Below are 20,082 nucleotides of genomic sequence, written 5' to 3'. Positions count from 1 at the left end.
CCTCTCGGCTCACTCGCCGCGGTACAGCTCGCGCTTGTCGATGTAGCGCACGACTCCGTCCGGCACCATGTACCAGATGGGTTCTCCCTTGGCGACTCTCGCACGGCAGTCCGTGGAGGAGATGGCCAGCGCCGGCACCTCGACGAGCGAGACGCCGCCTTCCGGCAGGCCGGGGTCGGTCAGGTGGTGGCCGGGCCGGGTGACGCCGATGAAGTGCGCGAGGGAGAACAGTTCCTCGCTGTCCCGCCAGGTCAGCAGTTGGGCGAGGGCGTCGGCGCCGGTGATGAAGAAGAGGTCCGTGTCGGGGTTGAGGGCGCGCAGGTCGCGCAGGGTGTCCACGGTGTAGGTGGGGCCACCGCGGTCGATGTCGATGCGGCTGACGGAGAACTGCGGGTTCTCTGCGGTGGCGATGACCGTCATCAGATAGCGGTCCTCGGCCGGGGAGACCTTGCGGTGGGACTTCTGCCACGGCTCGCCGGTGGGCACGAACACCACCTCGTCCAGCTGGAACTGCGCGGCGACCTCGCTGGCCGCCACCAGGTGCCCGTGGTGGATCGGGTCGAAGGTCCCGCCCATGACGCCGAGGCGGCGCTTACCCGTGTGGGCGGGGCCGCCGAACGGACGGTACTGAGGGTGCTTGACCGTGTCGTCGGCGGTCTCGTACGCCGGACCGGTAGGCATGTCCTGCTCTCCCATGCGTGCAGACCCTACCGGCCCGGCCCCAAGCGTCCGGCCGGGGACGGGGTCCCCGCTCAGCGGTCGCGGTTGAAGCGGGTGGTGATCCACAGCAGGAGCAGCAGGATGGCGAGGGCGCTGCCTCCGGTGACCGCGGGGTTGAGGCTGTTGTGGTGGCCGCCCTCGGCTTCGGCAAGGGTGACCAAGTGGGCTGCGGTGCTGGGAAGGCTCATCTTCGGCAGGACCTAACGCGTGTGGGCGGGATAAAGATGTCGGCTCATCGTATGCGGGGGACCTGGCGGCGATCACGCCGACTCCGCCGTCAGGCCCGCGCGGGGAACTTTCGCGAGCTGTCAGTCGTCTTTCCGTTTGTAGCCGCTCAGCAGGAACCAGGCGGTCAGTGCACAGCCCAGGACCATCACGACCAGGACGATACGGAGCAGATTGCCCGACCCGTGCTGCTGGACGGCGCTCGCGGCGGCATCGGTCAGCCAGGCGGCTGTGGGGTGGTCCATGAGGGGACTCCTTCGGCTGTACTGCCCGTCCACGGTATCTCCGCCTAGGCTGGGCTCCGCTTCGGGGGCACAGTGGACTCACACGCACATGGGGGAAGACATGTCCGACGACGGCCAGCAGCAGACGGGGCACGAGCGCGTGCCGAGCAGGCAGCGCAGGCGCTTCCCGGGGATCTCCTCGCGTGCCTACGAGCATCCGGCCGACCGCTCGGCCCTGGTCGCGCTGCGCAAGCTGAGCGGATTCGACACCGTTTTCAAGGCGCTCAGCGGGCTGCTGCCCGAGCGGAGCCTGAGACTGCTGTTCCTGTCCGACTCGGTGCGGGTCTCCGAGCGGCAGTTCCAGCACCTGCACGACATGCTGCTGGACGCCTGTTACATCCTGGACCTGGAGAAGGTCCCGCCGATGTACGTCAACCAGGACCCGCAGCCGAACGCGATGTGCATCGGCCTGGACGAGCCGATCATCGTGGTCACCACGGGGCTCGTGGAGCTCCTCGACGAGGAGGAGATGCGGGCGGTCGTCGGGCACGAGGTGGGACATGCGCTGTCCGGTCACTCGGTGTACCGCACGATCCTGCTGTTCCTGACCACCCTCGCGCTGAGGGTGGCCTGGATTCCGCTGGGCAACCTCGCGATCATGGCGCTCGTGACGGCGCTGCGGGAGTGGTTCCGCAAGTCGGAGCTGTCCGCGGACCGGGCGGGTCTGCTGGCGGGGCAGGATGTCCGGGCCTCGATGCGCGGTCTGATGAAGATCGCGGGCGGCAACCATCTGCACGAGATGAACGTGGACGCGTTCCTGGAGCAGGCCGAGGAGTACGAGTCCGGGGGCGATCTGCGCGACTCGGTGCTGAAGATCCTGAACGTGCTGCCCCGCTCGCACCCCTTCGCCACGATCCGCGCGGCCGAGCTGAAGAAGTGGGCCGAGTCCCGTGACTTCCAGCGGATCATGGACGGCCACTACCCGCGGCGCGACCAGGACAAGGACACCTCGGTCAGCGACTCCTTCCGTGAGTCGGCGGCCAGCTACGCGAGCGATGTGAAGACCTCCAAGGACCCGCTGATGAAGCTGGTCTCGGACCTCGCGGGCGGCGCGGGCGACCTGGGCGGCCGGGTCCGCCGTGGCTTCGACGGCTTCCGCAGCCCGCCCCCGTCGAAGGGAGGCGCGGCGGACGCCCCTCAGGAGGGGTGACACCAGCCCGCCACAGCGGCACCCGCACAGGCTCCGCTTGCCCCGAGGTGTCCTTCCCGCCGCAACGTTGTGAGCCACGGCGGCGGAATCCGGCGGCGCCGTACCCTCCCCAGTCCGGCGACCCCCGGCTCACACCTTCGGCTCAGCCCCAGCGGCCAGCGTCCCGCACAGGGCCGTAGGGCTGTCCGTCTCGTAGGGGTCGGTGCCCGCGGGGCCGCCGGTGTGAGCCGTCTGGCCGGCCAGGAGGGGGCGGAGGTAGGCCGTGGAGTCCTCGGCGCAGGCGAGCGGGCCCGCCTGGACGTAGGACGTGACCAGCTGGACCTGGTGCGTGCGCAGATCGTCGCGGGTGAAGCGGAAGGTCACCTCGCGGCGGACGGTGAACAGGGACGCGGGCGCGCCCGCCGCGGCACCGGAGCGGCGCAGGGCGTAGACGAAGGTGTGGTCGGCGGTGACCTCCAGCGTGGCCGCGTCGCTCTCGACGGCCTGGAGGTTGCCCTGGACGCGGGTCGGTCCGTCGGCGGCGAGCTGGACGCGGGAGGGGTCGAGACGGACCAGCCAGCCGGTGGGGGCGTGCCGGCCGTCCGCCGCCGGGTGGTCGAAGCTCTGGTCGAACTGGCCGAGCTGGTCGGCGTCGATGAGGGACCGGACAGGGCTTACCTGGCGGCCGGTCAGCACCTCGGGATCGAGCGAGGAGCGGACTATGTAGTCCTTGGCGGTGGTGAGCGCGGTCACCACCTGACTGTCGGAGAAGTGGGCGGTGCTGCGGGCGGCCGGCAGCGGTATGCCCTCGGCGCCGACGTCGTACGAGGCGGCGGGGCTGTGCGCGTACAGGCTCTCGGCGTCGGCGGTGCCGGGCACCTTGCCCGTGGGTGCGAGCGGGATCACCGTCATCCGCAGGGGTTCGACGGGGCGCCGGGTCTCCGGGGAGCCGTAGGGGTGGCGGACGCCCATGTAGATCGCGGTGCCGAAGGCGACGGCGATCAGCAGGACCAGGATCAGGGCCTGCCGGGTGAGTCCGCGGTGCAGGGGCGGACGGCGGCGCACGGCGGGCGCGTGGTCGGCCATCCGCTCCTCGGCAGAGTACTCCTGGAGGCGCGCAGCACGGACGAACGACTCGTCGAACACGACGGATCGGTACTCGTCCTCGCCACCTCCGGGGCCGCCCTCGGGTGTGCCCTCCGGTGGGTCTCCAGGCCCGCCCATACTTTCAGAGTAGGTCGCGTAGGCCTCAGGTAAACGCCCTGCTACACGACAACTTCTGACAGGTGCTCACCAAGACCGGGCGGGGGCGTTCAGGGGGAGCGCGGGATGGCCGAGGCCGCCGGCTGGGCGGTGTCGGCGGAGACGGAGGGCGCGGCGGCGCTGCCCTGTTCCAGGCCCGGCGGGGCGGGCGTGGGGATCCCGTCACGGGTGCCGGCGGAGCCGCCGCGGTAGACGGCGGCGAAGGCCAGGGCGACCATGCCGATGCCCATCACGACGGCCAGCACCCAGGCCACGGGACGGTGCCAGCGGACCTGCTTGCCGTATCCCCCGAAGTGGCGGTCGCCGAGGACGTAGGTGTCCTCCAGCTCGTCGTCGTCCGGATCTTGGCCGAAATCGGTCCCCTCGGGGCCGTAGGCGTCGTCGTAGTGCTCGCCTCGGGCGTGGGCGCGGCGGGCCTCCGCGTCGGAGGCCTCGGCTCTGGCCTGTGCGGCGGCAAGGAGGCGCTCGACGGCGGTCGGCTCATGAACCGTGGCCGCCTGCACAAAGGCCTCGTCGAAGACCACGGAGGCGAACTCTTCGTCCGACACCCCGTGGTCGTGGTCGTCGTCGGGCTCCCAGCCGTCAGGGAACGGCGTGCCCCCCACGTCCTCCGGCACGCATCCAGAGTAGACCTGGGGGGTCAATTTGGGCAGACGGTATGGAAATTCGTCTGACTGGTGAGACGCCGTTTCGGCCGCCGCCACGACGCGCGGGGCGTACGGCCGAACGGGTGAGTCTCAGGGGCGCACGTGGCCGTCACCGGTGACGATGTACTTCGTGCTGGTCAGCTCCGGCAGGCCCATCGGTCCGCGGGCGTGCAGCTTCTGGGTGGAGATGCCGATCTCGGCGCCGAAGCCGAACTGGCCGCCGTCGGTGAAGCGGGTGGAGGCGTTCACGGCGACGGTGGTGGAGTCGACCAGCTGGGTGAAGCGGCGGGCGGCCTGCTGGGAGGTGGTGACGATGGCCTCGGTGTGGCCGGAGGTCCACAGCCGGATGTGCTCCACGGCCTTGTCCAGGGAGTCGACGACCGCGGCGGCGATGTCGTAGGAGAGGTACTCCGTCTCCCAGTCCTCGGCCACGGCCTCCACCACCGTCGCCTTGGAGTCCTTGGCGTAGGCCATCACCCGCTCGTCGGCGTGCACGGTGACGCCGGCCTCGGCGAGGGCGTCGAGGGCGCGCGGCAGGAACACCGGGGCGATGTCCTGGTGGACGAGGAGGGTCTCGGCGGCGTTGCAGACGCTGACCCGCTGGGCCTTGGAGTTGATCAGGATGTCGATGGCCATGTCGAGGTCGGCGTGGGCGTCGACGTAGACGTGGCAGTTGCCGGTGCCGGTCTCGATGACGGGGACGGTGGACTCGCTCACCACGGTCTGGATGAGGGAGGCGCCGCCCCGCGGGATCAGCACGTCGACGAGGCCCCGGGCGCGCATCAGCTCGCGCACGCTCTCGCGGCTCTCCCCCGGCACCAGCTGGACGGCGTCGGCGGGCAGCCCGGCGCCGCCGACGGCGTCCCGGATGACGCGGACGAGGGCGGTGTTGGACGCGTAGGCGGAGGCGGAGCCGCGCAGCAGGACGGCGTTGCCGGACTTCAGACAGAGGGCGGCGGCGTCCACGGTGACGTTGGGGCGGGCCTCGTAGATGATGCCGACGACGCCGAGCGGGACGCGGACCTGACGCAGGTCGATGCCGTTGGGGAGGGTGGAGCCGCGGACGATCTCGCCGACCGGGTCGGGCAGCTTCGCCACGTCGCGGACGTCGGAGGCGATGGCGCGGACCCGCTCGGGGGTGAGGGTGAGCCGGTCGACGATGGCCTCGCTGGTGCCGTTCTCCCTGGCCTTGGCCACGTCGTGAGCGTTGGCCTCGACAATCTCGGCGGTCCGGACCTCCAGCGCGTCGGCGATGGCGAGCAGCGCGTCGTCCTTCACGGCCCGCGGGAGCGGCGCGAGGTCGGCGGCGGCGGCCTTGGCCCGGTAGGCGGCCTGGGTGACCGGGGACATCGAGTCGTACGGCGAGAGCGTGGTCATGAAGGAAGGGTAGTGCGCGGCAGGTGCCGGTCACCGCTCATCCCAAACCCCGAGACACGGTCTCAGGAGGGATCAAAAGGGATGGACTCCCACCGGTGTCGCGGGCGGCGGGCCGTAGCCCTCGGCGATGCGCTGGTGATAGGTCTCGCGGTCGATGACCTCCAGGCCGACGATCTCCCACGGGGGCAGTCCGGCGGTCTGCCGGTGCTCGCCCCACAGGCGCAGGGCGACGGCGGCGGCGTCATGCAGGTCACGGGCCTCCTCCCAGTACCGGATCTCCGCGTGGTCGCTCGCATACCGGCTGGTCAGCAGGAAGGGGTGGTCGTGGGCCAGCTGTTCCAGGGCCCGCCGCAGATCGGTGAGGGGGACGTCCGGGCCGGAGACGCTGAGAGTGACGTGCCAGAGCCGGGGCATGTCCTTGGGCTCCTCATAGGTGTCACCGGCCGTGACGCTCGTCAGGGCACCGCGGGTGGCCACCCCAGGGCGCACTCGTCTCACGACGGCCTCCTTCACCCACTGCTCGGGGACGTGTCTCGGAACGTCTCTCTGAGACAAAGTTGAGCAGGCCCTACGGCACCGCGGGGCGGTTTTACGGAACGTCCCCCACCGGGGGCTGTCGTTACGTCCCGTTTTATGCGTGCAAGAGCACCAGGTCGTCCCTGTGTACGACCTCGCGTTCGTACGCCGGGCCGAGTTCCCGGGCCAGTTCACGGGTCGAGCGCCCGATCAGCCGGGGGATCTCCTTGGCGTCGAAGTTGACGAGCCCACGGGCCACCGCGCGCCCCGTCGTGTCGCGCAGTTCGACGGGGTCGCCGGCGCTGAACTCGCCCTCCACGGAGGCGATTCCAGCGGGCAGCAGCGACGTGCGCCGCTTCACGACGGCGTCCACCGCCCCGTCGTCCAGGATCAGCGCGCCTTGCGGGGTGGAGGCGTGCTGGAGCCACAGGAGCCGGTCGGCGGAGCGCTTGCCGGTGGGGTGGAAGTAGGTGCCGGTGTCGCCGCCGCTCAAGGCGTCGGCCGCGTGCACGGCGCTGGTGAGGACCACGGGGATGCCGGCCGCGGCCGCGATCCGGGCGGCCTCGACCTTGGTGACCATCCCGCCGGTGCCCACGCCGGCCTTGCCCGCGCTGCCGATGTCGACGCCCGCGAGGTCCTCCGGCCCCTTCACCTCGGCTATCCGCGAGGTGCCGGGCTTGCTGGGGTCGCCGTCGTAGACGCCGTCGACGTCGGAGAGGAGGACGAGCAGATCGGCGTGGACGAGGTGGGCGACGAGGGCGGCGAGGCGGTCGTTGTCGCCGAAGCGGATCTCGTCGGTGGCGACCGTGTCGTTCTCGTTGACGATCGGGAGGGCGCCCATCGCGAGGAGCTTGTCGAGGGTGCGGGAGGCGTTGCGGTGGTGGGCGCGGCGGCTCATGTCGTCGGAGGTGAGCAGGACTTGGCCGACGCGGACGCCGTAGCGGGCGAAGGAGGCGGTGTAGCGGGCGACGAGCAGGCCCTGGCCGACGCTGGCGGCGGCCTGCTGCCGGGCGAGGTCCTTGGGGCGGCGGCGCAGACCGAGCGGGGCGAGGCCGGCGGCGATGGCGCCGGAGGAGACGAGGACGACCTCCCGCTCTCCCCCGCTGCGGCTCTTGGCCAGCACGTCGACCAGCGCGTCGACGCGGTCGGCGTCCAGACCGCCGGCGGCGGTGGTCAGCGACGAGGAGCCCACCTTGACGACGATCCTGCGGGCCTCACCCACGGCCTGCCTTGCCCTTGCCACCTTGCCCTCTGTTCCCCTCTTTTGCCCGCGCGCTGTTCCGGCTGCCTGAGCGGCAATCTACGCGAAGTGGATCGACCCTCGCCCACCGGTCCAGCCTCCGGACACGCGGTCCGTAGCCGTTCCTTCACGATCTGCGTATGGCAAAAAGGTTGTACTGGTTGCGTATAGAAATTAAAGCTCGTCCAAACATAAGTTGAAGATCGTGAAGCGCATTCTGCTGCGATCGGGCAAGAGCCCGTACGACGTCCTGTCCGTCGAGGAGGCCCTGCACCGGGACGTCATCGCCACCAACTCGGGAAATCTGATCTTCAGTGACGCGGCGCACAAGATCCTTGAGGCACCGGACACCGAGGTCGTCTCCAACGGCATCGGCACGGACCTGGCCGCGGCCGCCCGGATCAACGAGGAGTACGACGCGTTCGTCGTCCCGCTGGCCAACGCCTTCCGGCCGTCCTTCGAGGGCCGCCTGAAGCGGCTGACCCGGCTGATCGACAAGCTCCGGATCCCGGTCGTGGTGCTGGGCGTCGGCGCGCAGACGGGAGTGAGCTACAACCCGGCCCGGCTGAAGCCGATGGAGCAGTCGGTGCGTGAGTTCTGCGCGGCGGTGCTGGAGCGCAGCGCGTCGATCGGCGTCCGGGGCGAGTTCACCGAGCAGTACCTGCGGGACATGGGCTTCCATGACGTGGAGGTCATCGGCTGCCCGTCGATGTTCCTGTACGGCTCCGAACTCGACGTCCGCAAGCGGGTGCCGGTGCTGGGTGCCGAGTCGCGGATCGCGGTCAACGGCTCGCACAGCGCGGTGCAGAAGCAGGGCCTGGACCGGATCATCGGCCGTACCCACGCGCGGTATCCGAACCTGCGGTTCATCGGCCAGAACCTCAGCGACGCACGGCAGTTGCACTGGCGGGACCTCACGGACCCCAACTCCCGGGTGACCGCCATGCCGACGCACCCGGACCACCCGATGTACCGAGAGGACAAGGTGCGGGTGTACGTCGACCCGGTCACCTGGATCGACGATCTGCGCGGCTTCGACTTCTCCTTCGGCTCGCGCATCCACGGCAACATCGCGGCGCTGCTGGCGGGGACGCCCGCGACCGTGCTGTGCGGCGACTCGCGCACGCTGGAGCTGTGCCGGTACTTCGAGATCCCGCACCAGCGACTGGACAAGGCGGTCACGGATCCGCAGGCGGCGGATCCGGCCCGGCTGTACGAGGAGGCGGATCTCGGCGGCCTGGTGGGCCACCACCGGGAGCGGTTCGACCGGTTCGTCGGCTTCCTGGACAGGAACGGGCTGCGGAACACCTTCACGCACGGCGACGGCGGCGCCGCCTTCGAGGAGCGGTTGCGGTCGCTGTCCTTCCCGCCGGGCATCCGGCCGTGGAACGACACCGACCTCGCCTCGCTCAGCAGCCGGTTCGGCTGGCTGCACACCCAGGTCAGCGAACTGGCCCAGGACAACGCGAGGTTGCGCAAGGAGCTGGCCCGGTCGCGCAGGGCGCAGGGCACCTCCCCCGCGCCCGCCGCGTCCGTCTACCGCCGCGCCCGCCGCGTGGTGGGCCGCCCGCTGCGCCGGGCACTGCAGTCGGGCAAGCAGTAGGGCTCGGTCCGCGCGGACCGCCACACAGCAACGAGCCCGGCCGCGCATACGGCCACACAGCAGCGAGCCGGGCCACCGGACCGCTGTGCCGCACAGTCCCGGCCGCCTGGACCACCGCACACAGGCCGGAAAGCCGAGCCGGACCACGCGGGCCCCACCCACAGTCCGCCGTAAGCGGCGAGCGAACCGAGCCGCTCAAGCAGGCCCACGCGGACCTGCCAAAAGCGAACCCGCCACTGAGGCCGCCTCACACAAACCCGCCAGAAGCGAACCCGCCGCTCAGCCCGCCGCCACACAAACCCCGCAGAAACAACCCCCGGCCCCTCAAGCGCCCCCAAAAAAGGCCGGCAGCGGCGTGTGTACGGGCCCGTCAGGCCGCCGCCGGCTTGAAGTTCTTCGCCGACAGCGTCCGCCGTACCTTGCGGAGCACCCGGCGCAGGAAGGAGTTGGCGGCTGCCTCGCGGTAGCCGTGGACGGCGCGGGCCTCGCGGGGTGCGGCGAGGTAGATGTCGTCCGGGATGCCGGCCGTCTTCGAGCGGAAGTGCGGGTAGGCGAGGTAGACGCGGGTGCCGCGCTTCTCCAGGATCGCGGCCGGCTCCTTCTTCGTCTTGACGAACTCCACGACGTCCAGCAGCAGATCGGCTCGCTGCAGGGCGACCAGGTGCAGAAGCAGCCGCTCGTGCACCTTCATCCGCCGGGCCACTCCGGGCGTCCAGTAGGCGTCTATCAGCGGCTTGGCCAGCTCGAACTTGTGCCGGCGGACCTTCTCGCTGTTCTTGAGGAACTTCGGTCCGAACTGCGGCAGCAGGGTGATGAGGAAGGGCCGGACCATGAGCAGGTCCCGCTTGTCGCCGGCCGGGACCATGTCGGCGATCAGCGCCATCAGGGACCGCGCGGAGTCGAAGCGCAGGGTGTAGCTGCCGCTCTTGGTGACGTGCTTGCCGTCGTCGCGGCCGACCAGGTAGTAGCAGGTGTAGTCGGCGAGGACCGAGACGCCGTCCGCACGCAGGTACGCCTCCATGGTGAACAGGGCGTCCTCGCCGGTGAACAGCGACTCGTCGAACCGCATGCCGTGCTTGTCCAGCAGCTCGCGGCGGAACAGCTTCTGCGCGCTCAGCGTGAACTTGATGTTGGAGGAGAAGACGTCGGTACGGCCGAGGGTCTTGCCCCACATGGACTTCGGCGGAATGCGGTTGATGCCCTCGACCTTGCCGAGCACCACGTCCGTGCCGTTCTCGTCGGCCATGGCGACCATGCGCTCAAGGGCCTCGGGGCCGAGCCGGTCGTCGGCGTCGAGGAAGAACACGAACCGGCCGGCCGCCCTGCCGAGGCCGACATTGCGGGGACCGCTGGGGCCGCCGGAGTTCTCCTGGCGGATGACGGTGACGCGCATGGGGGCGCGGGCGGCGAACTCCTCCAGGTACTCGCCGGTGCCGTCCGTCGAGCCGTCGTCGACCGCGATGACCTCGAGGCGTGCCGGGTCGATGGTCTGGGCCTCGACCGACGCCAGGCACTCGACCAGGTACGGCATCGCTTCGTACGCCCCGATGATCACGCTCACATCAGGCTGCGTCACGACGGTCACACTTTCCCCTTACTTACCAAAAGCGAATTTTCCCCGTATTGCCGCAATGGCAACCTGTAAGACAGGCATCTCATGGGAGCGGTTGCCCCGCACGGGGTGATCAGTGGTGCAGGTCACACCGGTGCCCGGGTCTTCACCCGACAGTACGTAGGGTCGGTAAGAGTTGCTCACCGTCGGTCGGCGGCCGGAGTAAGAGCGCCCGTAAGAAACCTGAACAACGGATTCCGCACAACGGCGAGGGCCGGCCCCGGGAGCGATCCCGGGGCCGGCCCTCGCCGGCAGTGAAGGTGTCAGCCCGCGTTCACACCGTCCTGGTCGCCGGCGGACGTGGTCCGCTGGCCGGGGACCGCGTTGGTCAGCTCGGCGGCCTCGGCGGGGTCCGCGCTCGCGGCGCCCAGCCGGGACTGCTGGCCGACGTTTCGGGCCTCGGCCTTGAGGGCCAGCTCGGCCACCGCGTGGTTGAACTGGTCGATGGACTTCGGCTCGTCCGGGCCCAGCAGATAGCGCTTGAGCTCCTTGCGGGCCTCCGTCAGCGGGTCGGCCGACGGATCGCGCACGGCGTCCAGCAGCCCGCCCAGCTCGCGCGCGTCGTTGGACAGGATCACCGCGGCACGCACCGCCGTGTTCTGCCGCCTGAACTCCTCGTGACCGAGCTCCCCGGAGTCGGTGACCGCGTACGGCTTGCCGCTCGCGATGAAGTCGGAGACCACGGAGGAGATGTCGGAGACCATCGCGTCGGAGACGTTGAAGCAGTCGTACAGGCGCGGCTCGGCGCCGGTGATGACGCGGTGCTCGTACGACGGGAAGGAGCGCCAGTAGGCGGTGTTCCACTCGGTGCGCAGCCGGGCGATCTCCGCGTGCTTGGCCACGTCGACGACGCCGTCCCGGGTGGCCTCGGCCTCGTCGCCCTTGTCGCCGCCGACCGCGGCCAGCTCGGCGAGCCGGGCCTCGATCCGGGTCAGCTCGGCCTTGGCCTGGGCGAGCGCCTTGCCGTCGGCGGTGAAGCGGGAGTCGGCGGCACGCTCGGCGGCGGCCTTCTCCACCAGCGCGGTGATCCGCTTGTGCGCGGCGCCGGCCTCCTTGCTGACGGTGCCGGTGAACGGGTGCGGCTTGTACAGGACGCGGACCGGCGGGTCGGCCTTCACCAGCTTCTTCACGATGTTCTCGCCGGCGAGCACGATCGAGGTGTTGCCGGGGTTGCCGTCCCAGCCCTCCCAGGTGGGCGCGTACAGCACGGTCGGGCAGCGTCCGTCAGCGGCTCCGTCGCGGGGCCCGTCGGGCACGCCCTGCCAGGTCTGGATGGGGGCGAGCTGCGGACGGCCGACCTCCACGATGTCGTCGTCGCGGACACCGACGTCGGCGATGGCGTAGCGGTCACGGCCGGCGCGCCCGGCGGTCCACACCTCGTCGTAGACCTTGCTGTACGGATTGACGCTGGCGAGCTTGTCGCTGTCGCCATGGCCGATGAAGACGTGCTTCATGGTGGGCACGCGCAGCAGGTGGATGTTCTTGCCGACGTTCGCGGCGTACAGGGCTACGCGGACGGTCGACAGGTCCAGGTTCATCAGGTGCACCCCTCCGGGCACGCAGATGACGGGGACCGTGGTCGGCGCGAGGTTGTTCAGGATGGCCCGCTCGCGGAGGATGATCAGCGGCCGGGTGTCCAGCTGCTCCATCGTCTCCAGCCACATGTTGACCTGGTACGCGGAGTCCTTGGAGCCGGAGAAGTACAGGACCGTCTCGGGCTTGTAGCCGGCCAGCCAGTCGTCGACGGCGGCGAGGACGACCTCGGCCTTCGGCGGGATCTTCCGGCCGCGCACGTACGGCACGAGCACGAGGACGTACAGGACGCCGAGGCCGACGGTGAGGCCGACGCCGGCGAAGCCCGGGGCGGCGGGCGAGTCCTGCCCGGCCGAGACCAGGATGCCGGTCATCGCGAACAGGTCCAGGTGGAGCATCTTCTCCGCGCTGCGGTGCAGCAGCCGGCGCGGCGGGGCGTCCGGGATGCGGATGCGCGACTTCAGGTCGATGTTGCGGGTGGCGACCGGCATCCGGCGGCGGTTTCGGATGAGGGTGACCAGCGCGCCGTGCGGGGCCTGGAGGCCGTAGAAGGCGATGAAGCAGGCGACGGCGCCGTAGAAGATCAGGTCGTCCGCGTGCGACAGGCGGGCCAGCAGCAGGATCAGCAGCAGCTGCCGGATCAGGAAGCGGATCGACAGACCCGCCCGGATCTTGCTGAGGCGGTTGATCAGATAGCTGCCCTTGCGGTGCAGATAGTGATCCGCCAGGTACGTCACGGCGGCCAGGGCCGCGAAGGCGGGAACGCTCGGGGCGAGCGCGGCCAGCATGAGCGCCGGGAAGCCCAGGATCATGAGGGCCGCCGCGGTCAACTCGGCCGCGCTGCCCACCCGGGCGACGCGAATAGCGGTGGATATCACGGAGAAACCTGCTCTGGGAGGGGGAGTGCCGGTTCGCGGGGGGTGGTGAGAGATGTACGGATTCAGGCCTCTGCTAACGCCCGGTTAATGAGCGACGGCAGAGGCCTGAAATTCCTAAAAGCTATTGACGAATTATTACATGCTGTCCTGGCGGTCCAGAACAGTGGCCAGCGCCTGCTCGAAACCGGAGGCCTTGGCGGCGCCCGCCGTCGGGTCCTGCTGACGGACGTCGATGACATGGCCGGTCAGCTCCGACAGGAGCACGTCCAGCGAGGTGCGGGCCACGGCCTCGGAGGAGAGCAGCGAGCCCGCGGGCTCCTGGCCGAAGGCCTTGGTGCGCATCGGGGTGGCGGTGCGCTCGGGGTTGATGCAGTTGACGCGGATGCCGTCGCCGGCCCACTCGTCGGACAGCGCCTGGGTGAGGTTCACCATGGCGGCCTTGGTGGAGGAGTACAGGGAGTACTCGGCGCGGCCGCGGGTGTAGCTGCTGGAGGTGTACAGCAGCAGCTGGCCGTTGGTCTCGGCGAGGTACTTGTAGCTGGAACGGGCGATCTGCACCGGGGCCAGGTAGTTGACCTTCAGCGCCTCCTCGATGGTGGCGTTGTCGGTCTCGGCGAGCTTGCCGATGCGCAGCACGCCCGCGGTGTTGACGACGTAGTCGATCCGGCCGGTCTCCGCGTACGCCTTGGACAGCGCGTCGTCGACCTCCTCCGGGTTCTCCACGTGGGTGCCGGTGGTGGAGCGGCCCAGTGCGTAGACGTTCGCGCCGTAGGACTCGGCGAGTTCGGCGATGTCCTTGCCGATGCCGTAGGAGCCGCCGAAGATGACGAGCGTCTTGCCGGTGAGCAGGTCGCGGTAGGCCTCCTCGCCGACCTGCTCGGGCGCGGCGGTGGAGGCCAGCTGGAACAGCTTGTCGGCGATGAAGACGTCGACCGGCTGGGTCACCTTCATGTTGTACTCGTCACCCGCGACGACGTGGATCGGCACGTCCGGCAGGTACTTGAGCACGACGGAACAGTCGTCCGTGGCCTGGAAGTTGGGGTCGCCGGCGGCGACCTCGTAGGCCCGGCGGATCGTGGACAGCTTGAAGGCCTGCGGGGTCTGGCCGCGGCGCAGCCGGGAGCGGTCCGGGATCTCGGTGATGAACTCGCCGTCCCCGCCGTGCGTGCGCGTGACGATGATGGTGTCCGCGGACGGGATGGCCACGTCCACGGCCTGGTAACGCTCCAGCGCGGCCACGCAGTCGTCGATGACGCGCTGCGAGAGCAGGGGGCGTACGGCGTCGTGGAAGAGGACGTTGAGGTCCTCGCCCTCGGCCAGGCCCTCGCGCAGCGCGGAGATGGCGCGCTCGGTGGTCTCGTTCCGCGTCGAGCCGCCCTCGATGATCTTCTTCACCTTGGTGAAGCCGGCCTTGGCCACGATCTTCTCGACGTCCGGGACATAGCCCGGCGCCATCAGCACGATGACGTCGTCGATCGAGTCCGCCTTCTCGAAGGTGGTCAGGGTGTGCTCGATGACTGCCTTGCCGGCGATCTTCAGCAGCTGCTTGGGGATCGACAGACCCACCCGCTGGCCGGTGCCACCGGCGAGGATCACTGCGGTGGTTCGGGGCTTGGCTATGTGCTGGGACACAGGCTGACCTACCTTGGGGCGACAGGGAACTGCGAAATGGTCCCACTTTAGGTAAGCGCAGTGCAAGGTGAGTGACATCCCATGCATATGTGAGCGCAACCTGTCATTCACCTTGCACCCCTGGTGATTGGGTCCGGAACCTGGCGAACGCCCGTGAATTTGCTGTGAGTAAGTCCACAGGTCCGTCACGGAGTCATGAGCGGACGCGGTTCAGCGCCGCCCGAGCCGCTTCAGACAGCGGTGCCCGAGGACCCGCACGAGTTCCCTCGACGACGTCTGGTGCACGGTCCGCACGAAGGCCTGCCCGCACACCCAGCGCGGCGATCCGCCCGGCCGACTCGGCGCCGATCGAGGCCACCCGCTCGACCGCCCAGCGCGGGGTCACGATCTTCACGTCCCCCGGCTCGGGAGGGCACGCATTCTTCATGTGGAGCACGGCGCCGCCCCGGACAAGACGGGAATAAAGCTCGTCCGGCAGTCCATTGCCGCGGAATTCGACATTAAGATTCCGCAGCATTTCGGTCTCGGCGAGGGTAAGAGACCGATTAGCGGCGTCGGGACGGGCCCAAGGAGATTCTCCGGCAGCCCGAGCAGCGCCTCGAAGGTGCGCAGCAGACCGCCGCGGTCACGGTCGTCCACCACGACCACGGTCACCCGCTCCGGACCGACCGCCCGCGTCCAGCGCTCGACCAGCCGGTCGTGCCGGTGCCGGTGCCAGAAGCTCGGATTGGGCTTCTCGTACGGCGGCCTGCGGAGCATGTGCTCCAGCCGGTCCGCATAGCCCATGCGCAGGCCGTTCTGCACGTACTGCTGCCACTGCGAGGGCATGATCTTCGCCAGGGGACGCAGTGTCACCAGCACGTGCACGCGGTCGCCGCCGAGCTGCTCCACGATCCGGGCGATCGTCCCGTCGCCCTGGGCGTCGGCGAAGAACTCCCTGCTGATCACCGAGGTGAGTCCGCCGGTGGCCGCCACCTGGTCCAGCAGCCGCCGCCGGTGCCGGTCGGTGGGCACGGTGTCGCCCGTCATCGCGGGCCGGGGCGCAGGCGGCGAGGGCGGCTTCCATGGGATGCGGGGTGTGCGCGGGGAACGCGACGCCGTGTTCCGCCATGCGGTCCCTGGCCGCGAAGAGGGCACCCTGGATGGCGGTGGTCCCGGTCTTGTGCGGGCCGATGTGCAGCAGGTGGGTGCCCGGGGGCAGGGGTGCGGGGGTTGTCGTACAGGCCGTCTCCATGGTTGAGGGACGGTAAGAGCCTCACCTGAGGCGGGGCTGAGCGGAGCCTGGGACCGCGATAGGTCCCGGGCTCCTGCGGTCCCAGGCGTCTGACGGCAGGTCGGTCACCGGCCGAAGCCGGGCGGGTCAGTCGGGGAAGTCGGTGGCGAGCCCCGCGCCGGAGGCGGTCGTGCCGAGGGTGCGGGCGGTGACCGCGTAGGAGCCCTGGGCGGTCGTACGGCCCGGGAACACCCAGAACGCGCCGGCGCCGGAGTCCTCCCCCGGCGCGCCGACCACCGGCTCGGCCCTGCCGTCGCCGTTGCCGTCCACCAGGTATGTGGTGGCCCCGAACACGTCCCCCGACTCGGCGGTCCCCGGTACGCCCGTGCCGTCCTGGCTGAACCCTCTGGTCCCTGCGCCGGTCGCCCCCGAGGGGCCACCCGGTACGAGGGCGAAGGTGCCGGCGTTCGTCACCCGGCCGAAGTCCTCGTACGGGATGCCCGCGAGGATGTCGCCGTAGCCGTCGCCGTCGACGTCCCGGACGGACACGGACCGGCCGAACTCGTCCCCGGCCTCCTGGATACCGGGCACCCCGGGCGTGTCCTGGGTGATCACCTGGGGCGCACCCTGGCCGAGGCCCTGGCTGCCCGCGTAGACGATCCGCAGGTACTCCCCGCCGACGACGAGATCCGCGCGGTGGTCGCCGTCGAGGTCGCCGAGGGCCACGGTGTCGGCACTGGGCCCGGTCAGGGCGTCCAGCCGCACCGGCGCGCGCAGCCCGTCCCGGCTTCCGCGCGCGTAGTACACGTAGGTGCCGTAGTGGCCCTCGTCGTCCGGGTCGTAGGTGCGGGCCAGCGTCACGAGGTCGTCGATGCCGTCGCCGTCGGTCTCCCCGACCGCCGTCGCGACCGTGTTCAGGTCGCCGTCGACGAAGTCCGCGCCCTCCTGTGCGCCCGCGGGGCGGCCGTCCCGCCCGAACGGGCCGAACAGCACCCGGCCGTTGTGCGCCAGATCCAGGTGGCCGTCGCCGTCGAAGTCACCGGCGACGGTTGTCGGCGCCTGCCAGATGCCGGTGCCCTCGGCGGGCAGCAGGGTGCCGGAGCCGAGACCCTGCGGACCGCCCCACAGCACGGTCCGGCTGCCCTGCCGGCCGATGCCGCCCTGGCTCCAGCGCTCGCCCCCGGACTCGACGAGCAGATCGCCGTACCCGTCACCGTCCAGGTCGGCCGTGACCAGCCGGGAGCCGAACAGGTCGCCCTGCTCCACGGCGCCGGGTATGCCGGGGGACGCCTGCGTGTACACCTTCTTCGCCGAGAGCCCCTTGGGGGACCCGTACAGCACCGCCACATAGCCCGCGTGGGTCTTGCCGCCCACGGTGGCGTACGGCGCGCCGACCGCCAGGTCCTCGTAGCCGTCGTCGTTGAAGTCGGCGCGCAACTGCCGGACGGACTGCTGCGCGGCGGCATTCGCGGCGAGGGCCGGCAGGGCACCGGCGGCGGCCAGCGCGACACCGGTGGCGATCGCGAGCGTGCACCGGCGGAAGGAACGGGACTGGGACGACTGGGACACGTCGGCTCCGGGAGTCGTGGAGACAGAGAAATGCGGCGTGGCGAGGCTCAAGTACCTCTCCACGCCGCACGGTTCGACTCACCGGGCCGGGACGGGGTTGCTCTGGAGTGTGCGGGATGTTTGTCCGACGTTCATTTCAACAGCCCGTCCCGCGCTTGACCGAGCCTTACTCGAAGGGGTCGAACTCGTCGTACTCGCGCAGAGCCTCGTCCCGCTCCGCCTGCTTGTCCCGGCGGCGCTGCGCCGCGGGCCGCGGCGCGTCGAAGCGGTGGTCCTCGCCGCGGCGGCCCAGCATCTCCGCGCCGGCCATGACCGTCGGCTCCCAGTCGAAGACGACCGCGTTCTCCTCGGGACCGATGGCGACGCCGTCGCCGGCCCGGGCGCCCGCCTTCATCAGCTCCTCTTCCACGCCGAGGCGGCCCAGCCGGTCGGCGAGATAGCCGACGGCCTCGTCGTTGTTGAAGTCGGTCTGACGGACCCAGCGCTCGGGCTTCTCGCCGCGCACCCGGAACAGCGGCTCGCCGCCGACCTCCTCGCGGGTGACGGTGAAACCGGCGTCGTCGACGGCCTTGGGCCGGATGACGATCCGGGTCGCCTCCTCCTTCGGCTTCGCCGCGCGTGCCTTGGCGACCAGCTCACCGAGCGCGAACGACAGCTCGCGCAGCCCGATGTGGGCGACCGCCGACACCTCGAAGACGCGGTAGCCGCGGGCCTCCAGGTCGGGGCGGACCATCTCGGCGAGGTCCTTGCCGTCGGGCACGTCGACCTTGTTCAGGACGACGAGCCGGGGCCGGTTGTCCAGGCCGCCGTACTGGCGCAGCTCCTCCTCGATGACGTCGAGGTCGGAGACCGGGTCGCGCTCGGACTCCAGGGTCGCGGTGTCCAGCACGTGCACCAGCACGCTGCACCGCTCCACGTGCCGCAGGAACTCCAGGCCCAGGCCCTTGCCCTGGCTGGCGCCCGGAATCAGACCCGGCACGTCGGCGATGGTGTAGACGGTCGAACCGGCCGTCACGACACCGAGGTTCGGCACCAGGGTCGTGAAGGGATAGTCGGCGATCTTCGGCTTGGCCGCGCTGAGCACGGAGATCAGCGAGGACTTGCCGGCGCTCGGGTAGCCGACCAGCGCCACGTCGGCGACGGTCTTCAGCTCCAGGACGATGTCGTGCAGGTCCCCGGGCTCGCCGAGCAGCGCGAAACCGGGCGCCTTGCGGCGGGCGGAGGCCAGCGCCGCGTTGCCGAGACCGCCGCGGCCGCCCTGCGCGGCGATGTACGAGGTGCCGTGGCCGACCAGGTCGGCGAGCACGTTGCCGGCCTTGTCCAGCACGACCGTGCCGTCCGGCACCGGCAGGACGAGGTCCTGGCCGTCCTTGCCGGAGCGGTTGCCGCCCTCGCCGGGCTTGCCGTTGGTGGCCTTGCGGTGCGGGGAGTGGTGGTAGTCGAGAAGTGTCGTCACCGACTGGTCGACGGTGAGGATCACGTCACCGCCGCGGCCGCCGTTGCCGCCGTCCGGGCCGCCGAGCGGCTTGAACTTCTCGCGGTGTACGGAGGCACAGCCGTGACCTCCGTTACCCGCGGCGACATGCAGTTCGACGCGGTCCACGAAGGTGGTCATGGTTCAGTGCCTCCAGAAAGTACGGGTATGTCTCGTCGTCGACACAGTGGTCAACACGCGAAAGGCGGACCCGCCTTCCCGACCGGGAAGTGAGGTCCGCCTCGCGAAAGCGTTCGGTGCTGAATCAGCCGTTGATCAGATGACTCAGGCGACCGGAACGATGTTCACGACCTTGCGGCCGCGGTGGGTACCGAACTCCACCGCACCGGCCTGCAGGGCGAACAGCGTGTCGTCGCCGCCACGGCCGACACCGGCGCCGGGGTGGAAGTGGGTGCCGCGCTGACGGACCAGGATCTCACCAGCGTTCACGACCTGACCGCCGAAGCGCTTCACGCCGAGCCGCTGGGCGTTGGAGTCGCGACCGTTCCGGGTGGACGATGCGCCCTTCTTGTGTGCCATGTCTCCTCAGTCCCTTACTTCGCAGCCGTGGGGATCGACGTGACCTTGATCGCCGTGTACTGCTGGCGGTGGCCCTGCCGACGGCGGTAGCCGGTCTTGTTCTTGTAGCGCAGAATGTCGATCTTCTGGCCCTTGTGGTGGTCCACGACCTCGGCCTGGACCTTGATGCCGGCCAGCACCCACGGGTCGCTGGTCACAGCGTCGCCGTCGACAACGAGCAGGGTCGAGAGCTCGACCGTGTCGCCAACCTTGGCGGTGGAAATCTTGTCAACCTCAACGATGTCGCCGACAGCAACCTTGTGCTGGCGACCACCGCTGCGCACGATGGCGTACACGCGGATCTCTCTTTCGCTCGAAGAAACGGCACCCCCGCAGGCCAGCCGCCCAGAAACACCACGGACGACCTCTCCCGGCCAACCTTGTGCCCGGGAGGAAGAGGTTTACGGGGATGTGGCATGTTCAGTGGACACGCCGACGGTCAAGGTTACGGGGCCATGACCTGGAGGGTCAAACCGGGCCCCGGTGGGTGTGGGGGGGGGTCCAGGGACCGGGCCCCCACCCCCGGGATCCGCCCTCTTTGTGGGGGTCCCAAGCAGAGGCGACCATGGTTGTTTTCTTTTTCCCCAA

The 20,082-nt window shown here is 70.1% G+C and carries 18 protein-coding genes; 2 read left to right on the top strand and 16 right to left on the bottom strand.

What is annotated here, in order from left to right:
• Window positions 1-9: 9 nt before the first annotated feature.
• The 3 genes from nadD to ACZ418_RS02345 all read right to left on the bottom strand — a co-directional run bounded on the left by nadD (window position 10) and on the right by ACZ418_RS02345 (window position 1,190).
• Window positions 10-696 (bottom strand): nicotinate-nucleotide adenylyltransferase, encoded by a 687-nt coding sequence (gene nadD, locus ACZ418_RS02355; protein ID WP_468355629.1) that lies wholly within the window; start codon window positions 694-696, stop codon window positions 10-12.
• Between the two features lie 56 nt (window positions 697-752).
• On the bottom strand, window positions 753-908 hold the full coding sequence (locus tag ACZ418_RS02350) for a hypothetical protein (RefSeq protein ID WP_330340003.1): 156 nt from the start codon (window positions 906-908) through the stop codon (window positions 753-755).
• A 120-nt stretch (window positions 909-1,028) separates the two neighbouring features.
• On the bottom strand, window positions 1,029-1,190 hold the full coding sequence (locus tag ACZ418_RS02345; RefSeq protein WP_468355625.1) for a hypothetical protein: 162 nt from the start codon (window positions 1,188-1,190) through the stop codon (window positions 1,029-1,031).
• 100 nt (window positions 1,191-1,290) lie between these two features.
• Between ACZ418_RS02345 and ACZ418_RS02340 the strand changes: the two genes are divergently transcribed.
• Window positions 1,291-2,379, top strand: coding sequence for a M48 family metallopeptidase (locus ACZ418_RS02340; RefSeq protein ID WP_468355622.1), 1,089 nt, complete (start codon window positions 1,291-1,293; stop codon window positions 2,377-2,379).
• A 129-nt stretch (window positions 2,380-2,508) separates the two neighbouring features.
• On the opposite strand, the gene ACZ418_RS02335 is transcribed toward ACZ418_RS02340, so the two are convergent.
• From ACZ418_RS02335 to proB, 5 genes are all read right to left on the bottom strand, one after another.
• A complete protein-coding gene (locus ACZ418_RS02335) occupies window positions 2,509-3,582 on the bottom strand; it encodes an SCO2583 family membrane protein (RefSeq protein WP_468355619.1) in 1,074 nt (357 codons plus the stop codon).
• 89 nt (window positions 3,583-3,671) lie between these two features.
• Window positions 3,672-4,238: an SCO2584 family spore wall biosynthesis protein gene (locus ACZ418_RS02330; RefSeq protein ID WP_468355616.1), complete on the bottom strand. Its 567-nt coding sequence runs from the start codon at window positions 4,236-4,238 to the stop codon at window positions 3,672-3,674.
• A gap of 120 nt (window positions 4,239-4,358) precedes the next feature.
• A complete protein-coding gene (locus ACZ418_RS02325) occupies window positions 4,359-5,645 on the bottom strand; it encodes a glutamate-5-semialdehyde dehydrogenase (RefSeq protein ID WP_468355613.1) in 1,287 nt (428 codons plus the stop codon).
• A gap of 72 nt (window positions 5,646-5,717) precedes the next feature.
• Window positions 5,718-6,143, bottom strand: coding sequence for a hypothetical protein (locus ACZ418_RS02320; RefSeq protein ID WP_468355610.1), 426 nt, complete (start codon window positions 6,141-6,143; stop codon window positions 5,718-5,720).
• A 133-nt stretch (window positions 6,144-6,276) separates the two neighbouring features.
• Window positions 6,277-7,383 carry a glutamate 5-kinase gene (gene proB / locus ACZ418_RS02315; protein ID WP_468356860.1) on the bottom strand — a complete coding sequence of 369 codons (1,107 nt, stop codon included), beginning with the start codon at window positions 7,381-7,383 and terminating at the stop codon, window positions 6,277-6,279.
• Between the two features lie 223 nt (window positions 7,384-7,606).
• Between proB and ACZ418_RS02310 the strand changes: the two genes are divergently transcribed.
• Entirely contained in the window at window positions 7,607-9,004 is a 1,398-nt protein-coding gene (locus tag ACZ418_RS02310; RefSeq protein WP_468355607.1) for a polysaccharide pyruvyl transferase family protein, read from the top strand.
• 370 nt (window positions 9,005-9,374) lie between these two features.
• On the opposite strand, the gene ACZ418_RS02305 is transcribed toward ACZ418_RS02310, so the two are convergent.
• The 8 genes from ACZ418_RS02305 to rplU all read right to left on the bottom strand — a co-directional run bounded on the left by ACZ418_RS02305 (window position 9,375) and on the right by rplU (window position 19,790).
• Window positions 9,375-10,580: a glycosyltransferase family 2 protein gene (locus tag ACZ418_RS02305; RefSeq protein WP_468355604.1), complete on the bottom strand. Its 1,206-nt coding sequence runs from the start codon at window positions 10,578-10,580 to the stop codon at window positions 9,375-9,377.
• A 299-nt stretch (window positions 10,581-10,879) separates the two neighbouring features.
• On the bottom strand, window positions 10,880-12,997 hold the full coding sequence (locus ACZ418_RS02300) for a hypothetical protein (protein ID WP_468356857.1): 2,118 nt from the start codon (window positions 12,995-12,997) through the stop codon (window positions 10,880-10,882).
• A gap of 165 nt (window positions 12,998-13,162) precedes the next feature.
• Window positions 13,163-14,659 (bottom strand): D-ribitol-5-phosphate cytidylyltransferase, encoded by a 1,497-nt coding sequence (locus ACZ418_RS02295; protein ID WP_468355601.1) that lies wholly within the window; start codon window positions 14,657-14,659, stop codon window positions 13,163-13,165.
• A gap of 423 nt (window positions 14,660-15,082) precedes the next feature.
• The gene (locus ACZ418_RS02290; RefSeq protein WP_468355599.1) at window positions 15,083-15,688 is read right to left on the bottom strand and encodes a hypothetical protein; all 606 of its coding nucleotides are present in this window, start codon (window positions 15,686-15,688) and stop codon (window positions 15,083-15,085) included.
• A 331-nt stretch (window positions 15,689-16,019) separates the two neighbouring features.
• A complete protein-coding gene (locus ACZ418_RS02285) occupies window positions 16,020-17,441 on the bottom strand; it encodes an integrin alpha (protein WP_468355597.1) in 1,422 nt (473 codons plus the stop codon).
• A gap of 166 nt (window positions 17,442-17,607) precedes the next feature.
• Window positions 17,608-19,056 carry a GTPase ObgE gene (obgE, locus tag ACZ418_RS02280; protein WP_468355595.1) on the bottom strand — a complete coding sequence of 483 codons (1,449 nt, stop codon included), beginning with the start codon at window positions 19,054-19,056 and terminating at the stop codon, window positions 17,608-17,610.
• A 144-nt stretch (window positions 19,057-19,200) separates the two neighbouring features.
• Entirely contained in the window at window positions 19,201-19,455 is a 255-nt protein-coding gene (gene rpmA, locus ACZ418_RS02275; RefSeq protein WP_023550764.1) for a 50S ribosomal protein L27, read from the bottom strand.
• 14 nt (window positions 19,456-19,469) lie between these two features.
• Window positions 19,470-19,790, bottom strand: a complete 321-nt coding sequence (rplU, locus tag ACZ418_RS02270) for a 50S ribosomal protein L21 (RefSeq protein ID WP_009188585.1) — start codon at window positions 19,788-19,790, stop codon at window positions 19,470-19,472.
• Window positions 19,791-20,082: the final 292 nt, after the last annotated feature.

The sequence above is a fragment of the Streptomyces sp. NPDC030820 genome (assembly GCF_055572075.1).
The sequence above is the reverse complement of the archived record's forward strand: the minus strand, read 5'-3'. Positions and strand labels throughout refer to the sequence as shown.